Annotated in this window: 22 protein-coding genes; 14 read left to right on the top strand and 8 right to left on the bottom strand. The window is 73.5% G+C overall.

Annotation, left to right across the window (positions count from 1 at the left end):
- Window positions 1-139: 139 nt before the first annotated feature.
- From HGK34_RS00950 to HGK34_RS00965, 4 genes are all read left to right on the top strand, one after another.
- A complete protein-coding gene (locus HGK34_RS00950; protein WP_201844682.1) occupies window positions 140-1,069 on the top strand; it encodes a hypothetical protein in 930 nt (309 codons plus the stop codon).
- Window positions 1,070-1,207: 138 nt separating this feature from the next.
- Window positions 1,208-2,371 (top strand): glycosyltransferase, encoded by a 1,164-nt coding sequence (locus HGK34_RS00955; RefSeq protein ID WP_201844911.1) that lies wholly within the window; start codon window positions 1,208-1,210, stop codon window positions 2,369-2,371.
- Between the two features lie 67 nt (window positions 2,372-2,438).
- The gene (locus HGK34_RS00960; protein ID WP_201844683.1) at window positions 2,439-2,924 is read left to right on the top strand and encodes a dsRBD fold-containing protein; all 486 of its coding nucleotides are present in this window, start codon (window positions 2,439-2,441) and stop codon (window positions 2,922-2,924) included.
- Between the two features lie 102 nt (window positions 2,925-3,026).
- Window positions 3,027-4,442, top strand: coding sequence for a molybdopterin molybdotransferase MoeA (locus tag HGK34_RS00965; protein ID WP_307815620.1), 1,416 nt, complete (start codon window positions 3,027-3,029; stop codon window positions 4,440-4,442).
- A gap of 34 nt (window positions 4,443-4,476) precedes the next feature.
- On the opposite strand, the gene HGK34_RS00970 is transcribed toward HGK34_RS00965, so the two are convergent.
- On the bottom strand, window positions 4,477-5,253 hold the full coding sequence (locus HGK34_RS00970) for a DUF899 family protein (protein ID WP_201844685.1): 777 nt from the start codon (window positions 5,251-5,253) through the stop codon (window positions 4,477-4,479).
- Window positions 5,254-5,399: 146 nt separating this feature from the next.
- Between HGK34_RS00970 and HGK34_RS00975 the strand changes: the two genes are divergently transcribed.
- Window positions 5,400-5,819, top strand: a complete 420-nt coding sequence (locus HGK34_RS00975; RefSeq protein WP_201844686.1) for a molybdenum cofactor biosynthesis protein MoaE — start codon at window positions 5,400-5,402, stop codon at window positions 5,817-5,819.
- An 86-nt stretch (window positions 5,820-5,905) separates the two neighbouring features.
- Here HGK34_RS00975 and HGK34_RS00980 read toward each other — a convergent pair whose 3' ends face one another.
- Together HGK34_RS00980 and HGK34_RS00985 are read right to left on the bottom strand one after the other, a co-directional pair.
- Window positions 5,906-7,126: a GTP 3',8-cyclase MoaA gene (locus HGK34_RS00980; protein WP_201844687.1), complete on the bottom strand. Its 1,221-nt coding sequence runs from the start codon at window positions 7,124-7,126 to the stop codon at window positions 5,906-5,908.
- A gap of 130 nt (window positions 7,127-7,256) precedes the next feature.
- Window positions 7,257-7,628, bottom strand: coding sequence for a universal stress protein (locus HGK34_RS00985; protein ID WP_307815621.1), 372 nt, complete (start codon window positions 7,626-7,628; stop codon window positions 7,257-7,259).
- A gap of 271 nt (window positions 7,629-7,899) precedes the next feature.
- Here HGK34_RS00985 and eda point away from each other — a divergent pair, with 271 nt between their 5' ends.
- The 5 genes from eda to HGK34_RS01010 all read left to right on the top strand — a co-directional run bounded on the left by eda (window position 7,900) and on the right by HGK34_RS01010 (window position 14,629).
- Window positions 7,900-8,592 (top strand): bifunctional 4-hydroxy-2-oxoglutarate aldolase/2-dehydro-3-deoxy-phosphogluconate aldolase, encoded by a 693-nt coding sequence (gene eda / locus HGK34_RS00990; RefSeq protein WP_307815623.1) that lies wholly within the window; start codon window positions 7,900-7,902, stop codon window positions 8,590-8,592.
- A gap of 97 nt (window positions 8,593-8,689) precedes the next feature.
- Entirely contained in the window at window positions 8,690-9,796 is a 1,107-nt protein-coding gene (locus HGK34_RS00995) for a sugar kinase (protein ID WP_201844689.1), read from the top strand.
- 134 nt (window positions 9,797-9,930) lie between these two features.
- Entirely contained in the window at window positions 9,931-12,048 is a 2,118-nt protein-coding gene (locus HGK34_RS01000) for a HelD family protein (RefSeq protein WP_307815624.1), read from the top strand.
- A gap of 203 nt (window positions 12,049-12,251) precedes the next feature.
- Window positions 12,252-12,857, top strand: a complete 606-nt coding sequence (locus HGK34_RS01005) for a hypothetical protein (RefSeq protein WP_201844690.1) — start codon at window positions 12,252-12,254, stop codon at window positions 12,855-12,857.
- A gap of 131 nt (window positions 12,858-12,988) precedes the next feature.
- On the top strand, window positions 12,989-14,629 hold the full coding sequence (locus tag HGK34_RS01010) for a vWA domain-containing protein (protein ID WP_201844691.1): 1,641 nt from the start codon (window positions 12,989-12,991) through the stop codon (window positions 14,627-14,629).
- Window positions 14,630-14,654: 25 nt separating this feature from the next.
- Here HGK34_RS01010 and HGK34_RS01015 read toward each other — a convergent pair whose 3' ends face one another.
- Both HGK34_RS01015 and HGK34_RS01020 read right to left on the bottom strand, forming a co-directional pair.
- A complete protein-coding gene (locus tag HGK34_RS01015) occupies window positions 14,655-16,718 on the bottom strand; it encodes a chorismate-binding protein (protein ID WP_201844692.1) in 2,064 nt (687 codons plus the stop codon).
- 245 nt (window positions 16,719-16,963) lie between these two features.
- On the bottom strand, window positions 16,964-17,392 hold the full coding sequence (locus HGK34_RS01020) for a hypothetical protein (protein ID WP_201844693.1): 429 nt from the start codon (window positions 17,390-17,392) through the stop codon (window positions 16,964-16,966).
- 123 nt (window positions 17,393-17,515) lie between these two features.
- Between HGK34_RS01020 and HGK34_RS23400 the strand changes: the two genes are divergently transcribed.
- A complete protein-coding gene (locus HGK34_RS23400; RefSeq protein WP_307815625.1) occupies window positions 17,516-19,183 on the top strand; it encodes a nucleoside/nucleotide kinase family protein in 1,668 nt (555 codons plus the stop codon).
- Between the two features lie 47 nt (window positions 19,184-19,230).
- On the opposite strand, the gene HGK34_RS01035 is transcribed toward HGK34_RS23400, so the two are convergent.
- The gene (locus HGK34_RS01035; protein ID WP_307815676.1) at window positions 19,231-19,656 is read right to left on the bottom strand and encodes an Rv3235 family protein; all 426 of its coding nucleotides are present in this window, start codon (window positions 19,654-19,656) and stop codon (window positions 19,231-19,233) included.
- A gap of 104 nt (window positions 19,657-19,760) precedes the next feature.
- Window positions 19,761-20,654, bottom strand: coding sequence for a LysM peptidoglycan-binding domain-containing protein (locus tag HGK34_RS01040; RefSeq protein ID WP_201844694.1), 894 nt, complete (start codon window positions 20,652-20,654; stop codon window positions 19,761-19,763).
- A 142-nt stretch (window positions 20,655-20,796) separates the two neighbouring features.
- Here HGK34_RS01040 and HGK34_RS01045 point away from each other — a divergent pair, with 142 nt between their 5' ends.
- A complete protein-coding gene (locus HGK34_RS01045; RefSeq protein WP_201844695.1) occupies window positions 20,797-21,354 on the top strand; it encodes a hypothetical protein in 558 nt (185 codons plus the stop codon).
- A 170-nt stretch (window positions 21,355-21,524) separates the two neighbouring features.
- On the opposite strand, the gene HGK34_RS01050 is transcribed toward HGK34_RS01045, so the two are convergent.
- Complete coding sequence (locus HGK34_RS01050) at window positions 21,525-21,734, bottom strand: helix-turn-helix transcriptional regulator (RefSeq protein ID WP_123815499.1); 210 nt, start codon at window positions 21,732-21,734, stop codon at window positions 21,525-21,527.
- A 58-nt stretch (window positions 21,735-21,792) separates the two neighbouring features.
- On the opposite strand from HGK34_RS01050, the gene HGK34_RS01055 reads away from it, so the two are divergent.
- Entirely contained in the window at window positions 21,793-22,572 is a 780-nt protein-coding gene (locus HGK34_RS01055) for a CpaB family protein (protein WP_244666256.1), read from the top strand.
- Window positions 22,569-23,954 (top strand): CpaE/TadZ family protein, encoded by a 1,386-nt coding sequence (locus HGK34_RS01060; RefSeq protein ID WP_201844696.1) that lies wholly within the window; start codon window positions 22,569-22,571, stop codon window positions 23,952-23,954. The genes HGK34_RS01055 and HGK34_RS01060 overlap by 4 nt, the downstream gene beginning before the upstream one ends.
- Window positions 23,955-23,982 lie beyond the last annotated feature (28 nt).

The following is a 23,982-nucleotide window of genomic DNA, read 5'->3' on the forward strand; positions in this document are numbered from 1 at the left end:
AAGCCTAGCCAGTGCCCGTCCGATTTCGGTGAGCATCGTGGGACCTTCGGGAAACCTCAGGACAAGTTAAGGGTGAACCCCCGATGAATAGGGGGAGACCCCCATGGTTCGGGTGCGAACGGGCATACAGGATGGGCGCATGACCTACCTCGCCGTCGGCCTGACGCTTCTCGGCGCCGTGTGCTTCGCGGCGGCCTCGGTGCTCCAGCACCACGCCGTGACCACCACCGAGGACCCGGCCGCGCACCCGGCCGGCACGGCGTCCTCGCGCGTCCTGGCCGGACGTCACCTGCTGGCGATCGTGCGGCGCCGTCGCTGGCTGCAGGGAGCGGGCATCGCGGCGGCCGGTTCCCTCCTGCACGCCGTGGCGCTGCTGCTCGCTCCGTTGCGGGTGGTCCAGCCGATCGGTGTGCTCGCCGTCCCGCTGGCCGTGCTGCTCTCGGCGGGAAGGGCACGCGAGCGGCCGTCGTCCGGGGTGCTCCTGGGGTCGGCGGTCACCATGGCGGGCGTCGTGGCGTTCGTCGCCGTCTCGGCGGGCTCGGCGACGACCCGCACGCCGACCGCCACCGGGACACTCGTGGCGGGACTCCTCGCAGGCGGCGTCGTCGTCCTGCTCTCCGCCGCCGGCCTGGCACGGCATGGCCGCGGACCTCTGCGCTGCCTCGCTCTCGCCGCGGCCGGGGCGGTCGCCTACGGGCTGCTGTCCGCGCTGGTGCGTGTCGCGGCGCGAGCCGCTGCGGGTGCCGGGATCCTCTCGCCCCTGGTACTCGGGTGCGCAGCCGGCGCGCTCCTGGCCTTCCTCGCCGGGGCGTGGCTCGTGCAGCACGCCTATCACGCCGGCGCGCCCGAGATCGTCATCGCCTGCCTGACGGTCGGGGACCCCCTGGTGGCCGTGGGGCTCGGTGCGGCCCTGCTCGGAGAGGGGAGCACGACGTCGGTCACGGAGTGGGTCGGTCTCGGGGTCGCGGCGGCGGCCGCCGCCGCGGGCGTCCTCATGCTCGCCCACCAGCATCCCGAGGCCGTGTCCGCACGGGCCGGACGCGACCCGGCTCCCGTCTCCCGTGCCTGACCCGGCCGGGACGCCCGGCGCCCCCGACATCGCCGCCCCCCCTTCGTCAAGCACAGGCCCCTGCCGGCCTGATGCGTTTCGTGACAGTTCTACGACTCAGCCCTCTCAGGGCGGAACCTCAGGAGAACCATCGTGAACATGCTCCGGATCCTCATCGGCGCCGAGACGCTCGCCCCCGACGTCAACGGTGCCGCGCGCTTCGTGGACCGGTTCTCGGCCGGACTCGCGGCACGCGGCCACGACGTCCACGTCGTGGCTCCCTCGCCCAGCGGGCCGTCCGGCACCGAGGAACGTGACGGCGTCGTCGTCCACCGCGTCACCTCCCGGCACATGCCCGGGCTGGACGCGATGCGGGTGTGCCTGCCGTGGGAGGCGGCTCCCGAGGTGCGGACGGTGTTCACGCGGGTACGCCCCGACGTCGTCCACACGAACGGAAGCATGTCCCTCGGCCGTGCCGTCGTACGTGCCGCGCACCGGGCCGGGGCGCCGCTGGTGGCGACGAACCATCTCATGCCGGAGAACATCGTCGGATACCTCCCGCTCCCCGCACCGATGCGCGACCTGTTCGCCGAGTGGATGTACCGCGACATCGGCCGCGTGTACGGACTCGCCGACGCGGTCACGGCGCCGACACCGAGGGCGGTCGACCTGCTCACCCGCCGCACCGGGCTGTCCGGCGCGTTCGCCGTCTCGAACGGGATCGACGCGGAGGCGTACGAGGCGGCCCGGCAGGAGCCCGGGACCGACGGGCCGAAGATCCTGTTCGTGGGACGGCTGGACCAGGAGAAGCGGGTCGACGAACTCATCCGGGCCTTCGCACGGATCGCTCCGGACACGTCCGGGCACGTCGAGATCGTGGGCGACGGCGCGTCCCGCGCCACCTGGGAGTCCCTCGCGCGGCGGCTCGGCGTCGCGGGACGCGTGCGGTTCCGCGGGCGCGTGTCCGACGAGGACCTGCTGGCCGCCTACGCCGCCGCGGACCTGTTCTGCATGCCGGGCGTCGCCGAGCTGCAGAGCATCGTGACGATGGAGGCCATGGCGGCCCGGCTCCCCGTGGTCGCCGCCGACGCGATGGCGCTCCCGCACCTGGTACGCCCCGGCATCAACGGTGAGCTGTTCCGGCCCGGCGACGTCGGTGAGCTTGCCGGCCACCTGCGGACGCTGCTGGCCGACGCCGCCCTCCGCGAGCGATACGGCTCCGCGGGCCACGAACTGGTCCAGGCGCACACGATGGGCGCCACCCTGGGCGTCTTCGAGACCCTCTACGAGAAGGTCATGGGCGTGCTCCCCGTCGCCGCCTGAGCGGGTGCGGAGTGCGCACCGGCGGGCGCATCATGGAAAGTGAGGACCGCTCGGCGAGGAGGGCACCATGAAGGCATCAGTGGGAGACCGTATCGTGACGGCCTCGGGCGTGGTCGGCGGCGCCACCCGGGACGGCGTCGTGATCGAGTGCCCGCACGGCGACGGAACACCTCCGTACCGTGTGCGCTGGGCGGACAGCGGGGAGGAGACGCTCGTCTTCCCGGGCAGCGACACGGTCGTCGATCACGCGGAGCCGGTCTTCGTCGCCGGCGCCACCGGTGGCGCGGACACCGCCCGTACCCTCACCTGGCAGGTGGAGATCACGCTCAACGAGTCCTCCGGAAGCACCACGGCCGAGGCGACCGTCCGGGGCATCCCGGAGGTGCGCGCCGTCGGGCACGCGCGCAAGGACCCGCAGGACGCGGAGGTGCCCCAGATCGGCGACGAGATCGCGGCCGCCCGCGCGCTGCGCCGGCTCGCGGATCGCCTGCTCGCGGTCGCGGAGGACGACGTCTCGGCCGCGGTGGGCCACAAGGCGCACGTGCACGCCTGACCGGTCGCGGCGTCCGCACCCGCCCGCCGGGTGGCGGTGCGGGCCGTGCGCCCGCGTGCGCGTCCGGCGGGGTAGGTTCGGGGTGTGGGTACCCGGGTGAGTGTGGAGCAGCACAGGGACGACGTCGAACGCCTGCTGGCGGGGCTGGTCGGCAGCGGTTCGCCCGGGGACGGGGCGGACGGCGGGCCTTCCCGGCCCACCGGGGCGCACGCCGAGGCGGTGACCGTCGCGGAGGCACTCGGCCGCGTCCTGGCCGCCGACGTGGCCGCACCAGGACCCCTGCCGCGGTTCCGGAACTCCCAGATGGACGGCTTCGCCGTGCGGGCCGCGGACGTGGCCGAGGCATCCGCCGGCACGCCCGTCATGCTGCCCGTCGCCGGTGAGGTCGCCGCCCGGCCGGGCCGGCCCGAACCACTCGCGCCCGGCACCGCGGTACGGATCATGACCGGCGCACCCGTGCCCGAGGGGGCGGACGCCGTCGTCCCCGTCGAGGACACCGACCTCGGTACCTTCAACCGCACCGGCGGACGGCCCCCGACAGCCCGCACCGGGCGGGAGAGCCCGCTGGTCACGGCAGGCGCCGGTCCGGGTGACGAAAGCGTGGCGACGGACACCGTCCGCATCCGCGTGCCGCGTGCGGCGGGGGACTTCGTCCGGGAGGCAGGGTCGGACGTCGCCACCGCCGACCTCGTCCTGCGCGCCGGGACGGTCCTGGCGCCGCACCATCTCGCCGCCGCGGCGGCCTGCGGGATCGGGGAGCTCCCGGTGCGGCGGCGGGTCAGGGTGTCGATCGTGTCCACCGGCAGCGAGCTCGTCGCGCCCGGCGAGCCCGCCGGCCCCGGGCAGATCTGGGACGCCAACGCCGTGGCGCTCGCCGCGGCGGTGAGGTCCGCGGGTGGTGTCGTGGTGGTCGCCGAGCGCGTCGGGGACGACGAGGACGCCGCGCGTGAGGCCCTGCGCCGGGCCGCGGCGTCCGCGGACCTGGTGATCACCTCGGGCGGGGTGAGTCAGGGCGCGCACGAGGTGGTCAAGGACGTCCTGACCGACGTCGTCTTCCGGCCCGTGGCGATGCAGCCCGGCGGGCCGCAGGGGCTCGGGCGGCTCGACGGGACGCCGGTGCTGACGTTCCCGGGGAACCCGGTGAGCACCCAGGTGTCGTTCGTCGTGTTCCTGCGGGACGTGCTGCGCCGGGCCGGCGGGCTGCCGCCGGTCGGGGAGCCACGCGCGACCCTCGGACCGGAGGGTGTGCCCGCCGCCGGTCTCACGTCCCCCGGTGGCAGGCGGCAGTTCTTGCGGGGACGGGTCTCCGACGGGGTGGCGGGCGACGGGGCCGCGGGCCGGCCGGCGCCCGCGGCCGGCACCTCGCCGGGTGGCGCGCGGCGGCCGGTGGTCGACGTCGTCGGCGGGCCCGGTTCGCACCTGGTCGCGTCCATGGCCGCGGCCGACGTGCTGATCGACGTGCCCGCCGACGTCACCCGGCTCGGCGTGGGCGACGAGGTCACCGTGCTGCCGCTGTGAGGCCGCCTCCGGGTCCGTGCCGGCGCGGCCCGGGTCAGTGGTGGTGCGTGTGGCCGGCCGCGGGGTCCACGGGCGTGGCGCCCGGGCGGGTCCACTGCGGTGCGGGACGGCTCGCCGGGCCCCAGCCGCTCGCGCCCTCGGCGTCGGAACACCAGTACCAGCAGGGGTGATGGCCCTCGGGCCAGCCGTCCGGCGTGTCCTGCCAGGCCTCGCCGCGGCCGTACACCGTGAGGTCGAGCAGTGCGAACGACCCGCTCAGCTGCTCGGTGCCACGACCCGTGGTGTCGTAGGTGAGGAAGGTGCGGTCGCCGTCGCGGAGGAAGCAGGTGATGTGCCCCATCTCGCCCCCGATCGGCTCGTCGAGCCCGCGCACCGAGTACCAGGGCTGGGCGTAGCCCATGAACTCGAGGTAGGGCGCCACCTCGTCCCACGGGCCCTCGGTGAGGACGGCGAACGAGACACCCCGGGCGTTCAGATAGACCGCGTCCCGCATGTGCCAGGCCGGGACGGTGCAGCCCGCGCACTGGCCCTCGAACGGGGCGCCGTCGTGCCACATGTGCTTGTAGACCAGCAGCTCGTCGCGGCCCTGGAACAGATCGGTGAACGGTACGGGGCCGTTGGGGCCGGCCACGGGCGTGCTGCCGTCGAGCTCCACCATCGGCAGGCGGCGCCGCGCTGCGGCGATCGCGTCACCCTCCCGGGTGTGCGCCTTCTCCCGGACGAGCAGGTCGTCACGGGCCGCCAGCCAGGTGGCGTGGTCGACGACGGGCGGGCGTCCGGGCAGGACGGTGGCATCGTGCGTGGCGGTCATGAGGTCCTCCGGGTTCGGGTCGAACGGATGTACACGTGGTTGGACGACGCACCCTCCCTCGACTCATCGGCCGGGTTCCGCGCGGTCCCGTCCGACCGCGGTGAACGGTGTGCTCGGCGCGAGGCGCGGGTGCATAGGGTGGGGGTGTGACAGACGTGAGCACCGTGACCGATACCGTCCTCGCCGAGAGCGTGACGCGCGCCGTCGAGGAGGCTGTGGCCGCGCCCGAGTGCGGGGCCGTCGTGACGTTCCGCGGCGTCGTCCGGGACGACGACGGTGGACGCGCGGTGACCGGCCTCGACTACGAGGCACACCCCGACGCCGCCGCGGTCCTGAGAAAAGTGTGCCAAGCCGTGGGGACCGAGACCGGGCTGCGCGTCGCGGCGGTGCACAGGTACGGCCACCTCGAGGTCGGGGACGTCGCCCTGGTCGCGGCCGCGTCCGCCGGTCACCGCAAGGAGGCCTTCGAGGCGTGCTCGCTGCTGGTCGAGCGCATCAAGGCCGAGGTCCCGATCTGGAAGAAGCAGCAGTTCACCGACGGGGAGTCGGAGTGGGTGGGGTTGTAGGGCGCTGATCCCGGCGGCCGCGGGCGATGCCCGCGGCGGCTCCCCGTGGGCAGACGGGGACGGCGGGAGGCCGCCCGGTCGCCGGCTCAGCCCCCGATGGCGCCCATCGAGCGGGTCGTGTCGGCGAAGGCGTCGCTCGCCAGTTCGGGAGCGTCCGAGCCGTGGGCGCGCGGCTTGGCCCACATGGCGCCGCGCCAGGCGTCGGCGATCTCCTCGTCCGGCGCGTCGGAGCGCAGCAGCCCGCGCAGGTCCGTCTCCTCGTTGCCGAACAGGCAGGAACGCACGGTTCCCTCGGCCGTGAGCCGGGTGCGGTCGCAGTCCCGGCAGAACGAGCGCGTCACCGAGGCGATGATTCCCACCGTTCCCGGACCGTCGTCGACCAGCCACTCCTCGGCAGGGGCGGACGGGTCCTCGCGCCCGGCCGGCGTGAGCGTGAAGCGGGTGCCGAGCCGGGCGAGCAGGTCCGCGGCGGAGACGACGTCGTTCCGGGTCCAGTTCCCGTCCGCGTCCAGCGGCATCTCCTCGATGAACCGCAGCCGGCAGCCGTGCTCCAGGGCCCAGGCGAGCAGGTCGGGCGCACCGGTCAGGACCTCGGGGAGCAGCACGGCGTTGATCTTCACCGGCGACAGGCCGGCCGCGATCGCGCCACGGATCCCGGCGAGCACGTCGTCGAGCCGGTCGCGGCGCGTGAGCGCGGCGAACGCCGCGTGGTCCACGGTGTCCAGGCTGACGTTGATCCGGTCGAGCCCGGCCCCGACCAGCGCCTCCGCGCGCTTGTCGAGGCCGAGGGCGTTGGTCGTGATGGCGAAGCGCACGGGGTCCGACGGCGACAGCCCGTCACCGGTACGGTGCGCCGGTCCGGGACCCGAGCCCGGTGCCCCCTGCTCCTCGTCGGTGCGGGAAGGGTGTGCGGAGCCGTGTCGGTCCGTGGCGGTCCGGTCGGCGATGCTCCGCAGTGCCCGGTCCGCCGCATCGCGTGACGCGGCGAGGATGTCCTCCAGGTCCCGCCGCATGAGCGGTTCGCCGCCCGTGAACCGCACGTCCCGGATCCCCATGCGCACACCGATCCCGACCAGGCGGGCGATCTCGCCAGGCGTGAGCAGTTCGTCGCGAGGGATGACGGGGAGCCCCTCGGCCGGCATGCAGTAGGTGCAGCGCAGGTTGCAGGCCGTGGTCAGGGACACGCGCAGGTCTCGCGCGACACGGCCGTAGCGGTCCACCAGCCGCGCGTCCTGGGGGCGCGGCGGGAGGGCGTCCAGGCGCGGCTCACGCCGCAGCGTGGGGATTCCGAGCGAGACGGCTGCCATCTCACGAGCCTAACCGGCCGCCCGTGCCAGATGTCCAGGCGTTCCAGGTTACGAAGAACTCACATCGGCCGGTCCTGCGACGGGATGCGGCCGGGAACGGCATCAGGGCCCCGATCCGGGGGTCCGTCGCTCAGGCGTATCCCGCCTTGACCACGAGCACCGGCGCCGGTGAGTCCAGGAGCACCTGCTGGGTGGTCGAACCGACCAGGAACGTGCCCACCGTCGAGTGCTTGCGGGCGCCGATCACCACGAGCGAGGCCGCGACGCGCTCGGCCGCGTCGATGATCGAGTCCGCGACCTCCTCGGACTCCGCGCGGTACGCCACGGGCTTCACCTTCACCGAGGGCGGCACGCCGTCGAGCAGGTGTGCCAGGTCGGACGGGACGTCCGGGCTCTCCTGCGGGGTCAGGACCAGGACGGAAAGGTCCTGCCGCCGTCGTTCCGCCTCCGCGGTGGCCGCTCGCAGGGCGGATTCGCCCTGGGGCGATGCGTTGTATGCCACGAGGACCGTCATTCCTCTGAACACCTCCGGGACGCGGCTCAGCTGGGGAACTGCCGCCGGTTGAACTCTCTCACATCCGGCAAGCGGAGGCCGCATGTGCTGCGCGTCGCGCAACGTCGCGCACCGGCGTGTCGCGGCGGGTGCGGCGGGCGCGCGGCTCCCGGCGGTCGTCCCCGTGGGGCGGACGAGCGAGGTAAGCGCATTCCCAAGGGGCTCGTGGATCGCCTAGGCTGCCGTCGTACCCGTCAACGACGAAGTTCGGAGCATCACGGTGTCACTGAAGTCATCGGCCCCCGCGGAGCCTTCCGGGTCCGGCCCGGAGCGAGGTGTCCTCGAACGGCTCGGAGCCGCTCGCGTGGTCCCCGTCGTCGTCGTGGACGACGCCGAGCAGGGCCTCGGCGTCGCACGCGCGCTGGACGACGGCGGCCTCCCCGTCGCCGAGGTCACCTTCCGCACGTCCGGCGCGCGGGCCGCGATCGAGGCGATCACCGACCGGCACCCCGGAATGCTGGTCGGGGCCGGCACCGTGGTCGACCCACGGCAGGTCGAGGAGGCCGTCACGGCGGGCGCCGCGTTCCTGGTGTCCCCGGGGCTGAGCGTGCCCGTGGTGCGGGCGGCGCAGGACGCGGGCGTGCCGATCGTGCCGGGCGTCGCGACGGCGTCGGACATCATGGCGGCGCTCGACCTCGGCATCACGACCGTCAAGCTGTTCCCGGCGGGCGTCGTCGGCGGCCCCGCGGCGATCAAGGCGCTGTCCGCGCCGTTCGGGCAGGTGCGGTTCGTACCGACCGGTGGCGTGAGTGCGGCGAACCTGCCCGAGTATCTCGGCCTGCCGTCCGTGCTCGCCGTGGGCGGGTCGTGGATGGTGGACAAGAAGCTCGTGGCTGCCGGCGACCTCGCCGCGATCACACGCCGCACCGCCGAGGCCGTGGCGATCGCCGCCGGCGCCCGGCCGGGCGGTTGAGCCCCCGCCCGGGCCCCCGTTCACCTGCCGCGCCCACAGCGCGTCCCGCCGTCGAGGCCGCGCCGGTCGCGGCCGATCTTCCCGAAGGAGTCCGAAGATGACCAACCCCTCGCTGTCAGTCCGCCCCGCCGCCGAGTGCCGGTACGACGTCGTCGCGCTCGGCGAGGTCATGCTCCGCCTCGACCCCGGCGAGCGGCGGGTGCGCAACGCCCGCAGCTTCGACGTGTGGGAGGGCGGTGGCGAGTACAACGTCGCGCGCGGCCTGCGCCGGTGCTTCGGCCTGCGCGGCGCGATCGTCACGGCGCTGGCGAACAACGACGTCGGCCGCCTCGTCGAGGACCTCATGCTCACGGGCGGGCTGGACACGTCCTGGGTGCAGTGGCGGGACTTCGACGGCATCGGGCGTGAGGTGCGCAACGGCCTGAACTTCACCGAGCGCGGCTTCGGCGTGCGCGGTGCCCTCGGGGTGAGCGACCGCGGCCACACCGCGATCTCCCAGCTGCGGCCCGACGACGTCGACTGGGACGCGCTGTTCGGTGCGGGCGTGCGCTGGCTGCACACCGGCGGGATCTTCGCCGCGCTGTCGGAACGGGCCGCGGACGTGGCCGAGGCCGCGATGGCGGCCGCACGGCGGCACGGCACGGTCGTGTCCTACGACCTGAACTACCGGCCCTCGCTGTGGAAGGGCATCGGCGGGGTGGAACGGGCACGTGAGGTGAACCGTCGCCTGGCCCGGCACGTGGACGTCATGATCGGCAACGAGGAGGACTTCACCGCCTCGCTCGGCTTCGAGGTGGAGGGCGTCTCCGAAGACCTGACGGACCTGGACACGGGCGCGTTCCGGGCCATGATCGAGCGGGCGTCGGCCGAGTACGGCAACTTCCGGGTGATCGCCACGACCCTGCGGGGCGTGAAGTCCGCCTCCGTCAACGACTGGGGCGCGATCGCCTGGTCGCGGGCGGAGGGCTTCGCCGAGGCGACGCACCGGGCCGGCCTGGAGATCCTCGACCGTGTCGGTGGCGGCGACTCCTTCGCGTCCGGGCTGGCGTACGGCCTCATGGAGCTCGGGTCCCTGGCGGAGGCCGTCGAGTACGGCGCCGCCCACGGGGCGCTGGCCATGACGACCCCGGGCGACACGACGACGGCGACCCTGGCCGAGGTGGCCAAGCTGGCGGGAGGAGGCAGCGCCCGGGTGCAGCGCTGAGGCGGTGGCTGCCGCCGGGGCATCGGCGCCGGGCACCGTGCCGGGCGCGGGCGGGGCATCTCCGGGCGCGGCGGGACGCGGAACATTCGCCGCGTCCCGCACGTTGAGCCGGGGCCGCCGACCAGAGGAGTCACGTGCCCCGGACCTCCGCACCGCGTCCCGACCAGACCGCCGCCGAGCAGGAACATGTCACCGGAATGTACGGCCTCCTCGACGAACAGGCCGCCGCGGCACGCGCCGAGCTGTCGCGCGTGCTGCGCGAGCGTCCGTCCGGGGCCGCCGAGGCGGCCGAGCGTGAGGTGGTCGCCTCCCGGCTGCGCAGGCGCGCTCATGCCCTGGAGACGGCCGACCACGCCCTGTGCTTCGGGCGGATCGACCGCGCCGACGGAACCTGGCTGCACGTGGGGCGCATCGGCCTGCGGCCGCGCGCCGACGCCGACCCGCTCCTGGTCGACTGGCGCGCCGACGCGGCCCGCCCGTTCTACACCGCGACCGCCCTGGCGCCCGACGGCCTGCGCCGACGCCGCCACCTCAAGGCGGCGGGCCGCACGATCACCGAGGTCAGCGACGAGATCCTGGACGGCTCGAGGCCCGGCTCGCAGGATGTCGTCGGGGACGGGCCGCTGGTCGAGGCACTCAGCGCGCGGCGCACCGGACACATGCGCGCGGCCGTGTCCACGCTCCGGTTCGAGCAGGACCGGATCGTCAGGTCCCCGCATCGCGGCGTCACCGTCGTGCAGGGCGGGCCCGGCACGGGGAAGACCGTCGTCGCCCTGCACCGGGCGGCCTACGTGCTGTACGCGCACGAGCGCGCCGCCGCCGAGGGCGTCCTGGTGCTCGGCCCCAACCCGCGGTTCCTCGACTACATCTCCCACGTGCTGCCCTCGCTCGGGGAGAACGACGTGCTGCTGGCCACCTGCGCCACGCTGACCGGGCGGAGCGCGGCGCCGGCGTCCGAAGGAGAGGCGAGGTCCAAGGGCGAGGCGCGGATGGCCGAGGCCCTCGCCGACACGGTCCGGCGGCGGCAGGCCCCGTCCGGCCCGCTCCGTACGCCGGGAGACCTGCCCGACCTCTCCGCGGCCGAGGTGGCGGCCGCGAGGGCCCGGGCAGCCGGCGGCGGGCTCGCGCACAACCCCGCCCGCGCGATCTTCAAGGAGCATGTCGTCGACACGCTCACGGACGCCCTCGAACGGGAGGCCGCGGACGCCCTGGAGCAGGTCGACCAGGAGGTCGCCGCCGTCATGGGGCGTGACGTCTCCTTCCTCGACCGGATCGCCGCCGCCGATCTGGTGCGCCTCGGCCACGACGGCGCCGCCGTCGGTGACGCGCGTGAGGACTTCGACCCTGACGCGGTGCGCGCGGAGCTCGCCGCCGACCGCGGCCTCGACGGCGCGGTGGACGTGCTGTGGCCGCGACTGGATCCCGAGGAACTGGTGCGCGAGGTCCTGGAGGCGGACGGCTGGGAGGCGGACGGCTGGGGAACGGGCGGCCGGGGAACGGGCGGCCGGACAGGTGCCGGCCGCGGTGCGTCCGATCGCTGGACCGAGGCGGACGTGCCGTTGCTGGACGAGGCGTCGGCCCTGGTGGACGGTTTGCCGGAGCGGACGTTCGGGCACATCGTCGTCGACGAGGCGCAGGAGCTCACACCCATGCAGTGGCGCATGGTGGCGCGCCGCTGCCCGTCCCGGTCGATGACGGTGGTGGGCGACTTCGCTCAGGCAGGGCAGGTCTCCACCGTGCGGAGCTGGGGTGAGGCCCTGGCCGACGTCGCCGACGAGGGGCGCACGCAGGCCTGGACCCTGACGGTCTCCTACCGCACCACCGCCGAGATTCTCGGTGCCACGCGTGACCTGCTCGCGCGGATCGCACCGGACCAGGAACCGAGCACGGCGGTACGACACGGCGAGGAGCCGCGGACTGTCGTCGTCCACCCGCGGTCCGGTTCCGGCGCCGTCGCGTCCGCCGTCGCGGCGGCCGTGTCCGACGACGTCGCGGCGCATCCGGGAGGCCAGGTCGCCGTGATCTGTGCCGAGCGGCGCGTCGGCGAGCTGACGGGGCGGGTCGAAGGGGTCGCGCAGGTGCTCCCGGCGGCTGCGGCGCGAGGACTGGAGTTCGACGCCGTGGTCGTCGTCGCGCCGGACGAGATCGTCGCCGAACGGCTCGGCGGTCAGCGCGATCTGTACGTCGCGCTGACCCGTCCGACACACCGTCTGGTCGTGGTCGAGAAGTCCACCGAGAAGGACCTCGGGTAAACGCGTTTCACGAGGTCAGTGAGTATTCTTACACCTGTGATGCGCGGTTTTCCACAGATCACGACCTGAGTGGGCAAACCACCCCCGGCGGTCCTACTCTCAAGCGGTCGGTCGGCCTCGGAAACAGCGCATCGTCGCGCTGTCAAGAAGGCGCGACCGCGAGTGCACCGTTCGTTGTCAGTGACGTTCTCAGGGGGAGACGAATGACCACGCAGGCCGCTGCACCGGAGCCTTCCGGAATCGGAGCACCAGCTGTCCGTACCGATGCCGTCACCACTTCCGTCACCACCGTCGGCGTCTTCGTACGTGGCCGCGTCCTCGGCCGCTTCCTGGCCGGGGCGGCGATCCTCGCGATCGTGACGGCTCTGCTCGTCGGCTGGGTCAACCAGGCCAGGGCCGCCACGACCGATCGCCTCGAAGCCCTGACCGAGCAGATCGACGTGCGTGTCACCGCAGGACGGACGGGGGCGGAGCGCCTGGCCACGGTGATCGTCGTGGCCCGGAACGTCCAGGCGGACTCCGCGGGAGCCGATCCTGACGCGCGCGCGATGCTCGACGCGGCGATCCGCTCCGCGGAGGGAGTCGTCGGCCAGCGCGTGACGACGCAGGAGCCTGCCACGGTGCCTCAGGCCGAGATGCTCGTGGAGCAGGCCGGGCTCGTGGAGGAGTCACTCACGCTGGCCACCACCGACCTGCGGACCGCCGTCGACCGGGTCCGCCTCAGCACGGGAGACCCCCGGTCCCCGGCGCCCCGACCCGCGGCCCAGGACGAACAGCGGGGCATCTTCGTGGCCGTTGCGGGACCGTGACCCCGTCGGCGCAACGCCGCTGCTGGTCGTGACACAGACGGTGCGGGACCGTGACCGGTTCGCGCTGGTGACGCCACCGCCGTCCGGACACCGGGATCCCGTGCCCAGTCTTCCGGACGAGAGGGAGCACCATGACCCGCACCACCAGCCGGCGAAACCTTGCGGCGCTCGCGACCGCGGTCACCGTCGGGCTGCTGCTGTCCGCCTGCGGCAGCGCGGACGAGAGCACGTCGGACACCGGCCGGGGAGCACCGGTCCGCGCCGACGCCCAACTGTATGGCGAGGGTGCCGCACCCGACGGCCTGGCCGGCGCACCCGAGGCCATGGCACCCGGGGCGCCCGAGGGCTTCGCCCCCGAGACCCGTGAGCGGCCGGCGCCGTCCCAGGAGGAATACGACGACGCGCTCGAGCAGCCGTTCCAGAAGGTCGCCACGAGCCCGCTGTCCACCTTCGCCGCCGACGTCGACACGGCGTCCTACAGCAACCTGCGCCGCCAGATCGCCCAGGGGCAGGAGCCCGCGGGCGTACGGATCGAGGAGCTCGTCAACTACTTCGACTACGACCACGCCGCCCCCGGTCCGGGCGACGAGGCGCCGTTCGCGGTCTCCACGGAGGTGGCCGAGGCGCCGTGGGCGCCGGACCACGACCTGGCGATGATCGGGGTGCAGGCCACCGAGGCCGTACCCACGCACGAGGGCAACAACATCGTGTTCCTGCTGGACGTCTCGGGCTCGATGAACGAACCGGACAAGCTCCCGCTGCTGGCCGAGTCGTTCGCACTGCTCGCCTCGCGCCTCGGCCCCCGCGACGTCGTCTCGATCGTCACCTACGCCGGTGACAACCGGGTGCTGCTCGACTCGGTTCCCGGGTCCGAGGAGGGCGTGATCACCGATGCGCTGACCTCGCTCTCCGCGGGCGGTTCCACGGGAGGTGCGGCTGGGCTGGAGACGGCCTACGAGCTCGCCGCGAAGAACTTCGTCGACGGCGGCAACAACCGCGTGATCCTGGCGACCGACGGGGACTTCAACGTGGGGCCGTCCACACCCCAGGAGCTCACCGCGATGGTCGAGGAGGCCCGCGAGTCCGGTGTGTACGTCTCGGTGCTCGGCTTCGGGATGTACAACCTCAAGGACAACATGATGGAGGCCATCGCCGACCACGGGAACGGCAACTACGCGTACATCGACACGATCGACGAGGCGCGCAAGGTGCTGGTGGACGAGTTCGACTCGACGATGTTCGTGGTCGCCCAGGACCTCAAGGTGCAGGTGGAGTTCAACCCGGCGGTGGTGTCCGGGTACCGGCTGATCGGCTACGACAACCGCCGTCTGGAGGACGAGGACTTCGCGGACGACACCAAGGACGCCGGCGATGTGGGTGCGGGCCACTCCGTGACGGCCTTCTACGAGATCGTCCCCGCGTCGGGGGAGGCCACCGCCGGCAACGGTCTCGAGTACCAGGACGCGACGCCGTCCGGCTCGGACGACTTCCTGACCGTGCACGTGCGCTGGAAGGAGCCGGGGGCGAGCCGCAGCGCCGAGCAGGAGTACCCCGTCGGCGCCGCCGCGTACACCCGAGAGCCGTCCACGGACTTCCGGTTCGCGTCGGCGGTGGCCGAGGCGGGACTCGTCGCCCGGGGCTCGGGGTACGCGGCGGGCGCGAGCCTGGAGTCGGCGCAGGCCCGCGCCGCCGCCGCCCTGGGCGCGGACCCGTACGGCCTCCGGGGCGAGTTCGTCGCGTTGCTGGGCAGGTATCGCGAGCTGCGAGCCTGAACCAAGTCCCGGGCGCCGGTTCGGGTCATGTCGGGGACGGCTCCACCGGGACACCGAGGACGTGGCGCGCGAGGGACTCCAGGACCGTGAGGCCGTCGGCCGAGAGAACCGACTCCAGGTGGCCCTGCACCGACGCCACCCGGGAGCCGCGCAGGGCCGTGAGCACGCCGTCCGGGCCGAAGGAGGGTTCGAGGCCCAGGCGGGCCACGGGGTTGCCGGCCTTCGACGCGTCGAGGGTCGCGAGCCGCGCACCGAAGGTGTTGTAGTAGCCGACGGCGGACGTGGTGCCGAACACGTCGGCGTCGAGCCGTACTCCCTGGCGCGGTGCGGGCAGCGCGCTGACCGGGAAGCCCGCGAGACCCGCGAGCACCTGGTGGCTCAGGCAGACCGCGAGCAGCGGCAGTCCGGCGGCGACGCGCTCGTGGATCCTGCGGGCGATGGCCGCGATGCGCGGGTCCGCGTGGTCGCGGGGGTCGCCCGGGCCCGGGCCGAGGACGACGAGATCCTCGGCGGGCGGATCCTCCACCGCGTCCCACCGGACCACGCGCACGTCCGCGCCGAGGTGACGCAGCTGGTGGGCGAGCATGGTCGTGAACTGGTCCTCGTGATCGACGACCAGCACGTCCCGTCCGCTCAGGAGTGACGACCGCGAGGAAGGCGGCAGTGTTCCCGCCTGCGGACGGACCCAGAAGTCCGCCAGCTGGCGATTGCGGGCTGCCAGGGCTTCGGGCACGCCCGGCTGGGCGTTCAGGTCGACGACCGTGCCGGGCCCGGCACCGCGAGCGACCAGCCCGAGCGAGGCCAGCACGCCCGACGCCTTGGCGCGGGTCTCCGCGACCTCGTGCTCGGGCACGGAGTGGCGCACGAGCGTGGCGCCCGCCGGTACGGACACGCGTCCGCCGTCGTGCAGGTAGGCCGTGCGGATGAGGATCGGTGCGTCGAGCGAGTAGCGCGTGGGAGCCGATGGCGTCCTCGCCGACCTGTCCGGCTCGAACAGCGCGAGGAACCCCGAGTAGTACCCGCGTGGACGCGTCTCGTGGCGAGTGATCACCGAGCAGGCGTTCTCCATGGGGGATCCGGTCACTGTGGGTGCGAACATCGTCAGGCGCAGGGCCTCGCGAGGGTCGAGGGAGGTGCGGCCCTCCAGCAGGTACTCGGTGTGGCTGAGCCGGGCCATCTGCTTGAGGTACGGGCCGATGATGCGCCCGCCCTCGGGGCAGAGCGCACTCATCATCTTCATCTCCTCGTCGACCACCATGAAGAGTTCCTCGTTCTCCTTGGTGTCGCGCAGGAACTCCAGGACGCCGTCCCGGGTCGGGCCCGTCAGGGGGTGCCGGTAGGTGCCGCTGATCGGGTTCATGCGGGCCACGCCGCCGCGTATGGTCAGGTGCCGTTCGGGGGTGGCTCCGGCCAGGGAGACCGTCACGGCACCGGGGTCCGTCCTGTCGCGGGCCGCGGTGGAGGTACCGGTGTCCGTGGCCGAGGCACCGGCGGTGGAGTCCCCGGGCTTCGTGCCTCCTGCGGGCGCGGGGGCGTGCACGGCGAAGGTCCAGTACGAACCGACCTCGTGGGTGAGCAGAGCGCGGAACCACGAGGCCAGCGCGGGGACGGGCGCCGCGCCGGTGCGGGCCTCGAACCGGCGCATCACGACGAAGTTGGCGCCCGCGCCCTGACCGATCTCGTCGTCGATCACGTGCCGCACGATGGTCGCGTACTCCTCGTCGTCGATGTCGAAGCCGCGCGGTTCGGCCTGGACGGGCTCGGGTGGGAGGGCGGCGACGGCGTCGGGCAGCGCCACCCGTTCCGACTCGCGGACGACGAGGCAGCGAAGCGGGGCACCGTCGTCGTGCACCGTGAAGCCGCGCTCGTGGGCCTGGCGGAACGGGACGACGGCGAGCACCGGGGCGCCGTCGAGCGGGATGTCGTGGAGCAGTTCCGCGTCGACCACCTCGCCGGTGAGTACCTCGACCTCGGTGCTGCCGTGCCGGCGCAGGAGGGCGAACGGGAGCGACCCGTCCGAGGCGAGGACACGGTCGAGGAGAGGGTGCCGGGTGGCGCCGGCGGGTGTGGGGACGGAGATGTGGGACATGCGTGGGCCTCTCGGGTCGGGATGCCCGCCCCGGCCCGGGAAACGTCGTGGGAACACGCGACGACCGCCCCGGAGCGAGGCGGTCGTGGACGTGTGGGTGATGCGTCGCGAGCCCGCCTAGTCGGCGGGCCACCAGTCCTGGCAGGTCAGATGCGACGTCATGGCCGGAACGTTAGCCGCAGGCGTTGGGGGTGTCCACCGGGGGTCCGATGCGCGAGACGCCGTGTCGCCGAGGTGTGCCGGCCTCACCGGCGCCTCAGATCGTCCTGGGCGAGGGGACGGACGCCGTCGGCCGTGGCGAGGAAGAACCCGGCGACGCCGATCCTCACCTCGGCAGCGGCGGCGTGCAGTGCAGCATGCCACGCCCGGTCGGAGTCTCTGACCGCCTCGGCTCCTGGCCGCTCCAGCATGAGAACCGTGCTCGCTCCGCTGACGGCGCCGAGGACCGTGGCCCAGAGATAGCCGAGGCGGGCGACGAACGGTAGCTCCGGGTCGGCGGGCAGGTCGTGGAAGGGGACGACGGCGGGCAGCATACGGCGCTCGGAGTCCAGCATGGCGAACCAGAGCGATCTTTCGCGCGGGAGGACGTCCTGGTGCAGGAACTCGGCGAGCGCGAGCAGCGACTCGTCGTCGTTCAGGCACGTTCCGGGCTTGATGGGAGCGATGAATGTCATGCAATCCATGATGAAGCGATGTGATCATCAGTGAGACTGTTTATCCACAGGTTGTGAGTGTGTCCGGATTGCTAACCGTGTCTTCGACGCCTGAGATGCCGGAGTGTGTCGTAGCCTCATGGCATGGCGCGAGAGACCCCGTATCAGCCTGGCCGGAAACCTTTGACCTGCTGGTTCGCCGGTCTTGCCACGCTGGATGTGATCCATCGAGCGCCCCGGCCCGAGCGCGATCAGAAAGTGACCGCTTCACGTCAGGACGTCGCCGCAGGTGGGCCCGCGGCGAACGCGGCGGTGACGGCGGCCGCACTGGGAGTGCGGGCCGTCCTGGTCACGGCCCTGGGAAACAGTGCCGTGGGCAGGGCGGCGCGGGCGGACCTGGAGCAGCAGGGTGTGGAGGTGCATGACGTCGCCCGGGCCGGCCACGACCTGGCGGTGTCCGCGGTTCTGGTGGACGACGACACCGGCGAGCGGTCCGTCGTCTCCGCCGACGGTGCCCTGGCGCAGGTCCCCGGGCCGGAACCAGAGGTTCTTGCCGGCCTTCCGGCACCCGACGTGGTGTTGCTCGACGGGCACCACCCCAGCATCGCCCGGACGGTGCTCGCCCACGCCCGGCAGCTTCGGCCGCGGCCCCTGATCCTGCTCGACGCGGGCAGGTGGCGGCCGGTGTTCGAGGATCTGCTGCCCGAGGCCGACGTCATCGCGTGCTCGGCGGCCTTCCGCGTCCCCGACGGTCAGGAGGGCTGGTACGCGGGCCTGCGTGGGGCGACGGTGGTGACGCATGGTCCGGCACCCGTCGACTGGCGCTGCGGCGGGGTGGACGGGGTGGTCGAGGTGCCGACGGTGGCGTCCGTGGACACACTCGGCGCGGGCGATGCCTTCCACGGTGCTCTCGCGGTCACGCTGGCTCAGGGCGCACGGCTCCCCGAGGCGTGCGCGGACGCGGTGCGGGTGGCCTCGTTGCGCGTGCAACACCTCGGGCCGCGCGAGTGGCTGAGCCTTCTCGGTGGGACGGGGCGGACCGGCACGGACCACGAGACGCCGGGCGGCGTCGCCGGCCCGGCCGCCGCGGCACGGGGGCCGGTCCCTGCGGCGGTAGGCCCGACACCGGCCGCCGAAGGCTCCTCCGCAGAGGGGCCTCGGGCAGCCGGTGCCGGGTGGCAGGTGCCCGAGCACCTCGTCGAGCGGGCGCGCCGCCTGGTGGACGGCGTCGCGGGTGAGGGCCGTGCCGTCCTTGGCGTCACCGGTCCGCCGGGCGCCGGGAAGTCGACGCTCGCCGCCGGGCTGGCCGCCGCGCTGGGCCCGGAGCGCGCCGTGGTGGTGGGGATGGACGGGTTCCACCTCGCCAACTCCGTGCTGGAGGCGCGGGGGAGCCGGGAGCGCAAAGGGGCCATCGACACCTTCGACGACGCCGGGTACGCCGACCTGATCCGGCGCCTCGCGACCGCGCGCGCGGGCGATGCCCCGATCCTGGCTCCGGAGTTCCGGAGGGAGCTCGAGGAGCCGATCGCGGGTGCCGTCGTCGTGCCCCCCGAGGTGCCGCTCGTGATCACCGAGGGGAACTACCTCCTCGCGGAAACCGGGCAATGGCCCCGAGCCCGTGCGCACCTGACCGAGGTCTGGTACGTGGATCTGCCCGACGACGTCCGGCTGGAGCGCCTGACCGCCAGGCACCACTCCCACGGCAAGACGCAGGAGGCGGCGCGTGCCTGGGCTCACGGCTCGGACCAGCGCAACGCCGAGGTGGTTGCGGCGACACGGCGCAATGCGGACCTGTGCGTCACGCTCGAGTGAGCAGTGGCCGCAGGGCCGTTCGCCGCGGATCCCGGCGCACATCGGCCTCAGCCGAGTTCGAGACAGGTGACTCTCCAGGCACCATGCCGGCCTTCCAGGCGGACGGCGGCGGCGCGGACCCGTTCGCCGTCGTGCAGCACGACCGTGGCTTCTGCCGACGCCGTCCCGAGCCGGACGAGACGCACTCGGCGGACCCCCACGCGCCGTGACGCGGGCCGCCGTCCGGTCCGCGCGCCACTCATCAGCCGTTCTCGGGCCACGAGCTGGTCGTAGACCTGGGCCGAGGTCCATCGCGCGAGCTGGTTCGCGGGCCGCTCGCCACGCAGCACCTCGATCGCGGCGCGGGCGACGCGGCAGACGAGCGCGGTGGGGTCGGGCAGATCGGGCTGCGGTTCCGGGACGCGGCGGTCGTCGATCTGGCTCAGCAGCTCGGTGGCGCGCGCGATGTCGGGGTCGGAGCCGCCGAGCTGCACCTTCCGCAAGGTGCGACGAGGCTCCTCGATGACGGGTGCGGCGGGCCGGCGGGGACGGGGTACACCTCGCGTACGTACCTGCTGCGGAGGGCCCGCGACGGCCGTCATGACCGTGCCCCCAGGGACCGCGGGTCCGGTGCGTGCAGCACCGTTCCCGGCTGGATGAGGTCAGGGTCGGGGCCGATCGTCTTCCGGTTCGCGGTGTGCCAGGCCGCGACCTCGACGGCGACACGTGCGGCATCGGGCGAGTCCGATGCCGGGCTCTCCGATCGGAGGTGCGCGGCCGCGATCCACCACAGGGTGTCGCCCACCTCCACGATCACCGGAGCCGCGCCGTTCCGCGTGCCGCCGTCCTGCGCGCTCCGGTCGACCCGGCGGGTGCGTTCCGGGTCCCGCGCGCGGCCGGAGCCGAGCGGCCGCGTGCCCACGTGGCGGGTGTTCGCGGCCGGTTGCCCGGGCCGGGACAGGTCCGTGGCAGCAGGGTCGGTGCCACTTCCGGCCGGCCCGCCTGTGGCCGTCCGGCTTGTGGCCGGGTGGTCCGTGGCCGGGTGGTCCGTTGTCGGCTGCCAGCCGAGGTCGAGTACGACTCCGGGCGGTGCCGGATCCGGCCCGGCCCCGGCTGTCGTCGCCGCGAGGGCGCCCGGCGCCGCGATGCCGACACCGACGCCTGCCGTGATGACCGCACCGGCCATCCGGCGCACGAGCCGGGGAGCGCAGCGGGAGAGGAAGGCTCGTCCGGAACGCCAGTCCCGTCCCGCTCCGCGGCTCACCGCGTACAACAGCCCGACGACGGCTGCGAGTGCCACCCATGCGGCGCAGAGTGAGGCCCCTGCCTCGATCACGAGTTCGAGGCTGCCATCGATCGTGACCACTCCCTCTCGCCAGACGTGCGTGGCACGGACCGCGAGCGTACTCGCGGCGGTCAGCGCTCCCAGTGCGATCGCACCCAGTGCGGCCGGATGCGTTCCTGGCCGCAGGTCAACCTCTGTCAACGCCATGAAGTACCCCCTGTCAGCCCAAGGGCGGATCAAAATCTGAATCAGCACCCTATGGATGGCTCTTGATGTTGGTATTGAACATCAGGGCGCAAAGGCCGTCCACCGATGGGCGGAGAGGCTGTGGATAGCGCAGAGTGAGCCCATGAATCCGTCGGATGCCCGCTGGTCGAATCTCGCGGCCGACCTCGATGCCCTTGCCGATGCGCATGACGCCGCCGAGTCGGATGCCATGGTCGCCGAGCTGACGCGCGCCGAGCATGCGACGATCTCCCTCGCCGATCGGCTGCGGGCGGCCGTGGGTGGGGCCGTGGTGGTTGACCTCGCGGACGGCGAGCCGGTGCGTGGCGTCGTGCGTGAGGCCGCGGCCACGTGGCTTCTCCTGCAGGGGGCGGCGAGAACTCCCGCGCGACACCTGGTCCCGCTTGCCGCGATCGACGGTCTCTCGGGGTTGGGGCCGGGCTCTGTCCCGGCAGTTCACCGGGAGCCGGCGATCACGACCCTGCTGCGCGGCATGCAGCGTGACCGGCGGATCGTGCTCGTGCGGACCCGGGGGCGGGAGTCCCGCGGCCGCATCGCTCGGGTGGGCGCCGACCACCTGGACCTGGAGGTGCTGGACGGCGGCTACCGGGATGGGCGGGTGGTGCCGTTCGCCGCGCTGCTCTGCGTGAGCCACGCGCCGCCGGGTGTGGAGCGTTCGTGACGGCGGCGGCCGGGAGCCGCGCTGCCGTGCCCGTTCCCGCCGCACAAGCACTCTGCCCGGGCTTCGCGCCCTGTAGGGCCGCCGACGCCGGGGTCAGGTTCCGGAATCACGAGAGGCGGCCCATCCTCGTGGATGTGCCGCCTCGCCGTTCGTGCTGTCGGCGGTGATCCTCAGCCCTCGCCTGCCTTGAGGCGTTCACGGCTCTTGGCGTACTGCCGCTCGATGTAGGACTCGAGTTCCGCCGCCTCGATGCGCCAGACCTTCTTCGGACCCACCTGAATGGCCGGCAGGTCACCGGTGCGCACGAGCGCGTAGCCCTGCGCCATGGAGATGTTCAGGGTCTCGACCACGTCAGCCAGAGAGAGAAACCGCTTATCCATGACGCCACTATGGCACAGGCCCTCGACACTGGCGCGGAAATTCACAGTTATCCACAGAATGACTTCATCGGATGCCGGATCCCGGACGTTCGCTCACCATGTCTGGGGGACGTTCACCGCCTTCGACCCGAACACCGAGAGGACCTACATGATCGACGCACCGCCCACACCGGGGGAGAGTCGCTCTGCCGCCAGGTTGCGCCCGCCCGGTTGGCGAGATCCTCGCCTCCTGAGCGGGATCGTGCTGGTGGCGATGTCCGTCGCGCTCGGCTCCTGGCTGGTCGCCTCCGCGGGCCGAACAGTACCTGTGTTCGTCGCCGACGGCGCGCTGACACCCGGTGAGCCCGTGACCCGGGACGCGCTCCGCGTCGTGGACGTTCGGCTGAGCGCCGGACTGGATCGGTACCTCCGTGCGGACGCGGACCTGCCACCGGGCCTCGTGGCACAGCGCGTGGTGGCGGACGGTGAGCTGGTCTCCAGGTCCGGCCTGGGCGACGGCAGCACGATGCGCTCCGTCGCCCTCCCGATCACGGGTGGCGTGTCCGAGCGCATCCGGCCCGGCGCGATCGCCGACCTCTGGTTCGTGCCCGAGCACGGATCCCGCTCCGAGACCGCGGGCACGCCCGGAGCGGCGTCCCGTGGGGCCGGGACCGAGCCTGCAACCCTCGCCGAGGGCGTGATCGTCGAACAGGTCGAGGAGCCCGCCGGAGCGCTCGTGGTGGCCGGCACGACGACACTGCATGTCCTGGTGGAGCAAGAGGCGCTGCCGCGCGTGCTGGGTGCCCTGACCGAGCCGGGAAGCCTCGCGGTCGTTCCGGTCGGAGGAGCGGTCCGGTGACCGCGGCGGGCACGATCACGGTGCTCTGCGCGGTGCTGGGACCCGTGGAGAGCACCGTGGTGCGGCGGCTCGGCGAGGCGGGCGCGGCCGTGACGGTCACCCGCCGGTGTGCCGACCTCACCGAGCTGCTCGCTGCGGCGGAGGCCGGATCCGGACGGGCGGCCGTGGTATCGGCGACGCTGCCCGGCCTCGGGCGCGAGCCGGTGGCGAGACTGCACCAGGCAGGAGTTCGCGTGATCGCGCTCGACGACGCGCCTGAACCGAGTACCGAGCGCCTGGGCGCGATCGGGGTGGACGCTGTCGCGCGTTCCGTGCACGAGCTGCCGGCTGCCGTGCGGGACGAGCACACGCGCCCGCCGACGGCGCCGGACGCGGACCTCACGCGCCCAAGAGCCCGGACAGGCCGTGGCAGGCTCATCGCGGTCTGGGGGCCGGTCGGTGCACCCGGACGGACGACCACCGCCATCGAGCTGTCCGTGGCCCTGGCCGAGGGGCCGCCGGCGCCGGACCGGACCGGGCCGCCGCGCCGGAGCGGGCGCGGGAGCTTGCGCGGCAGGCTCTCACGAGCTGGGCGTGCGAGCCGCCGCGCACGGCGGGGCGGCCCGCGCGAGCAGGTGGTGCTCGCCGATGCCGACACCTACGGACCGTCTGTCGCGCCCCGCCTCGGACTGCTCGACGACTCCGCGGGGCTGGCCGGCGCGGTGCGTGCCGCCGCAGCCGGGCCGCTCGAGGTCGAGAGCCTCGCTCGCCATGCGCCCGTGACGCTCCCCGGGGTGCGGGTGCTCGGGGGCATCGTGCGGCCGGCACGGTGGGCAGAGCTGTCCGGCGCAGCGCTCGACGCCGTCTGGGACCGGTCCCGGGACCTGGCCGACTGGGTCGTGGTGGACACCGGTCCGGTGCTGGAGACCGACGAACTCCTCTCCTACGACACGCGGGCCCCGCAGCGAAACGGGGCGACCCTCGGGGCGCTCGCCGCCGCGGACGTCGTGGTGGTCGTCGGAGGAGGGGACCCGATCGGCCTGCACCGTCTCGTCCGAGGGCTCGATGACCTGGCCGCTCTTCCCGTGCCGCTCACCCCGGACCGGCTGGTCGTGGTCAACCGGGTCCGCGCGGCGACGGTCGGCGACGGCCCCCGGGGCGCGGTTCGCACCGCGCTCGCCCGCTTCGCCGGCGTCGACCCTTTTCTGGTTCCCGATGACCCGGCCGGACTGGACGCGGGGCTCCTGACCGGCCGGGCGCTCTCCGAGTGCGCGCCCGGCTCACCGGCCCGTACGGCATTCGGAGACCTCGCGGACCAGGTGCGGCGGATCGTACGGGAGCGGATGTCGCCCCGCGCCGAGGCCTCCCCGTGGGTCGGCATCCCGAACCGGCGCCACGCGTGACACGACCCACCGGATCCGGGCCGCGGCC

The organism is Myceligenerans indicum (assembly GCF_016742955.1).
GTDB lineage: Bacteria > Actinomycetota > Actinomycetes > Actinomycetales > Cellulomonadaceae > Myceligenerans > Myceligenerans indicum.

What these genes read in the sequence shown, in the direction of transcription:
- HGK34_RS00955 (WP_201844911.1), top strand. Translation starts at nt 1,208, where the DNA reads ATGCTCCGGATCCTCATCGGCGCCGAGACGCTCGCCCCCGACGTCAAC.
- HGK34_RS01015 (WP_201844692.1), bottom strand. Translation starts at nt 16,718, where the DNA reads ATGTCCCACATCTCCGTCCCCACACCCGCCGGCGCCACCCGGCACCCT.
- HGK34_RS01050 (WP_123815499.1), bottom strand. Translation starts at nt 21,734, where the DNA reads ATGGATAAGCGGTTTCTCTCTCTGGCTGACGTGGTCGAGACCCTGAAC.
- HGK34_RS00950 (WP_201844682.1), top strand. Translation starts at nt 140, where the DNA reads ATGACCTACCTCGCCGTCGGCCTGACGCTTCTCGGCGCCGTGTGCTTC.
- HGK34_RS00980 (WP_201844687.1), bottom strand. Translation starts at nt 7,126, where the DNA reads ATGGCAGCCGTCTCGCTCGGAATCCCCACGCTGCGGCGTGAGCCGCGC.
- HGK34_RS01010 (WP_201844691.1), top strand. Translation starts at nt 12,989, where the DNA reads ATGACCCGCACCACCAGCCGGCGAAACCTTGCGGCGCTCGCGACCGCG.
- HGK34_RS23400 (WP_307815625.1), top strand. Translation starts at nt 17,516, where the DNA reads ATGGCGCGAGAGACCCCGTATCAGCCTGGCCGGAAACCTTTGACCTGC.
- HGK34_RS01005 (WP_201844690.1), top strand. Translation starts at nt 12,252, where the DNA reads ATGACCACGCAGGCCGCTGCACCGGAGCCTTCCGGAATCGGAGCACCA.
- HGK34_RS01045 (WP_201844695.1), top strand. Translation starts at nt 20,797, where the DNA reads ATGAATCCGTCGGATGCCCGCTGGTCGAATCTCGCGGCCGACCTCGAT.
- HGK34_RS00960 (WP_201844683.1), top strand. Translation starts at nt 2,439, where the DNA reads ATGAAGGCATCAGTGGGAGACCGTATCGTGACGGCCTCGGGCGTGGTC.
- HGK34_RS00995 (WP_201844689.1), top strand. Translation starts at nt 8,690, where the DNA reads ATGACCAACCCCTCGCTGTCAGTCCGCCCCGCCGCCGAGTGCCGGTAC.
- HGK34_RS01040 (WP_201844694.1), bottom strand. Translation starts at nt 20,654, where the DNA reads ATGGCGTTGACAGAGGTTGACCTGCGGCCAGGAACGCATCCGGCCGCA.
- HGK34_RS01055 (WP_244666256.1), top strand. Translation starts at nt 21,793, where the DNA reads ATGACTTCATCGGATGCCGGATCCCGGACGTTCGCTCACCATGTCTGG.
- HGK34_RS01020 (WP_201844693.1), bottom strand. Translation starts at nt 17,392, where the DNA reads ATGACATTCATCGCTCCCATCAAGCCCGGAACGTGCCTGAACGACGAC.
- HGK34_RS00970 (WP_201844685.1), bottom strand. Translation starts at nt 5,253, where the DNA reads ATGACCGCCACGCACGATGCCACCGTCCTGCCCGGACGCCCGCCCGTC.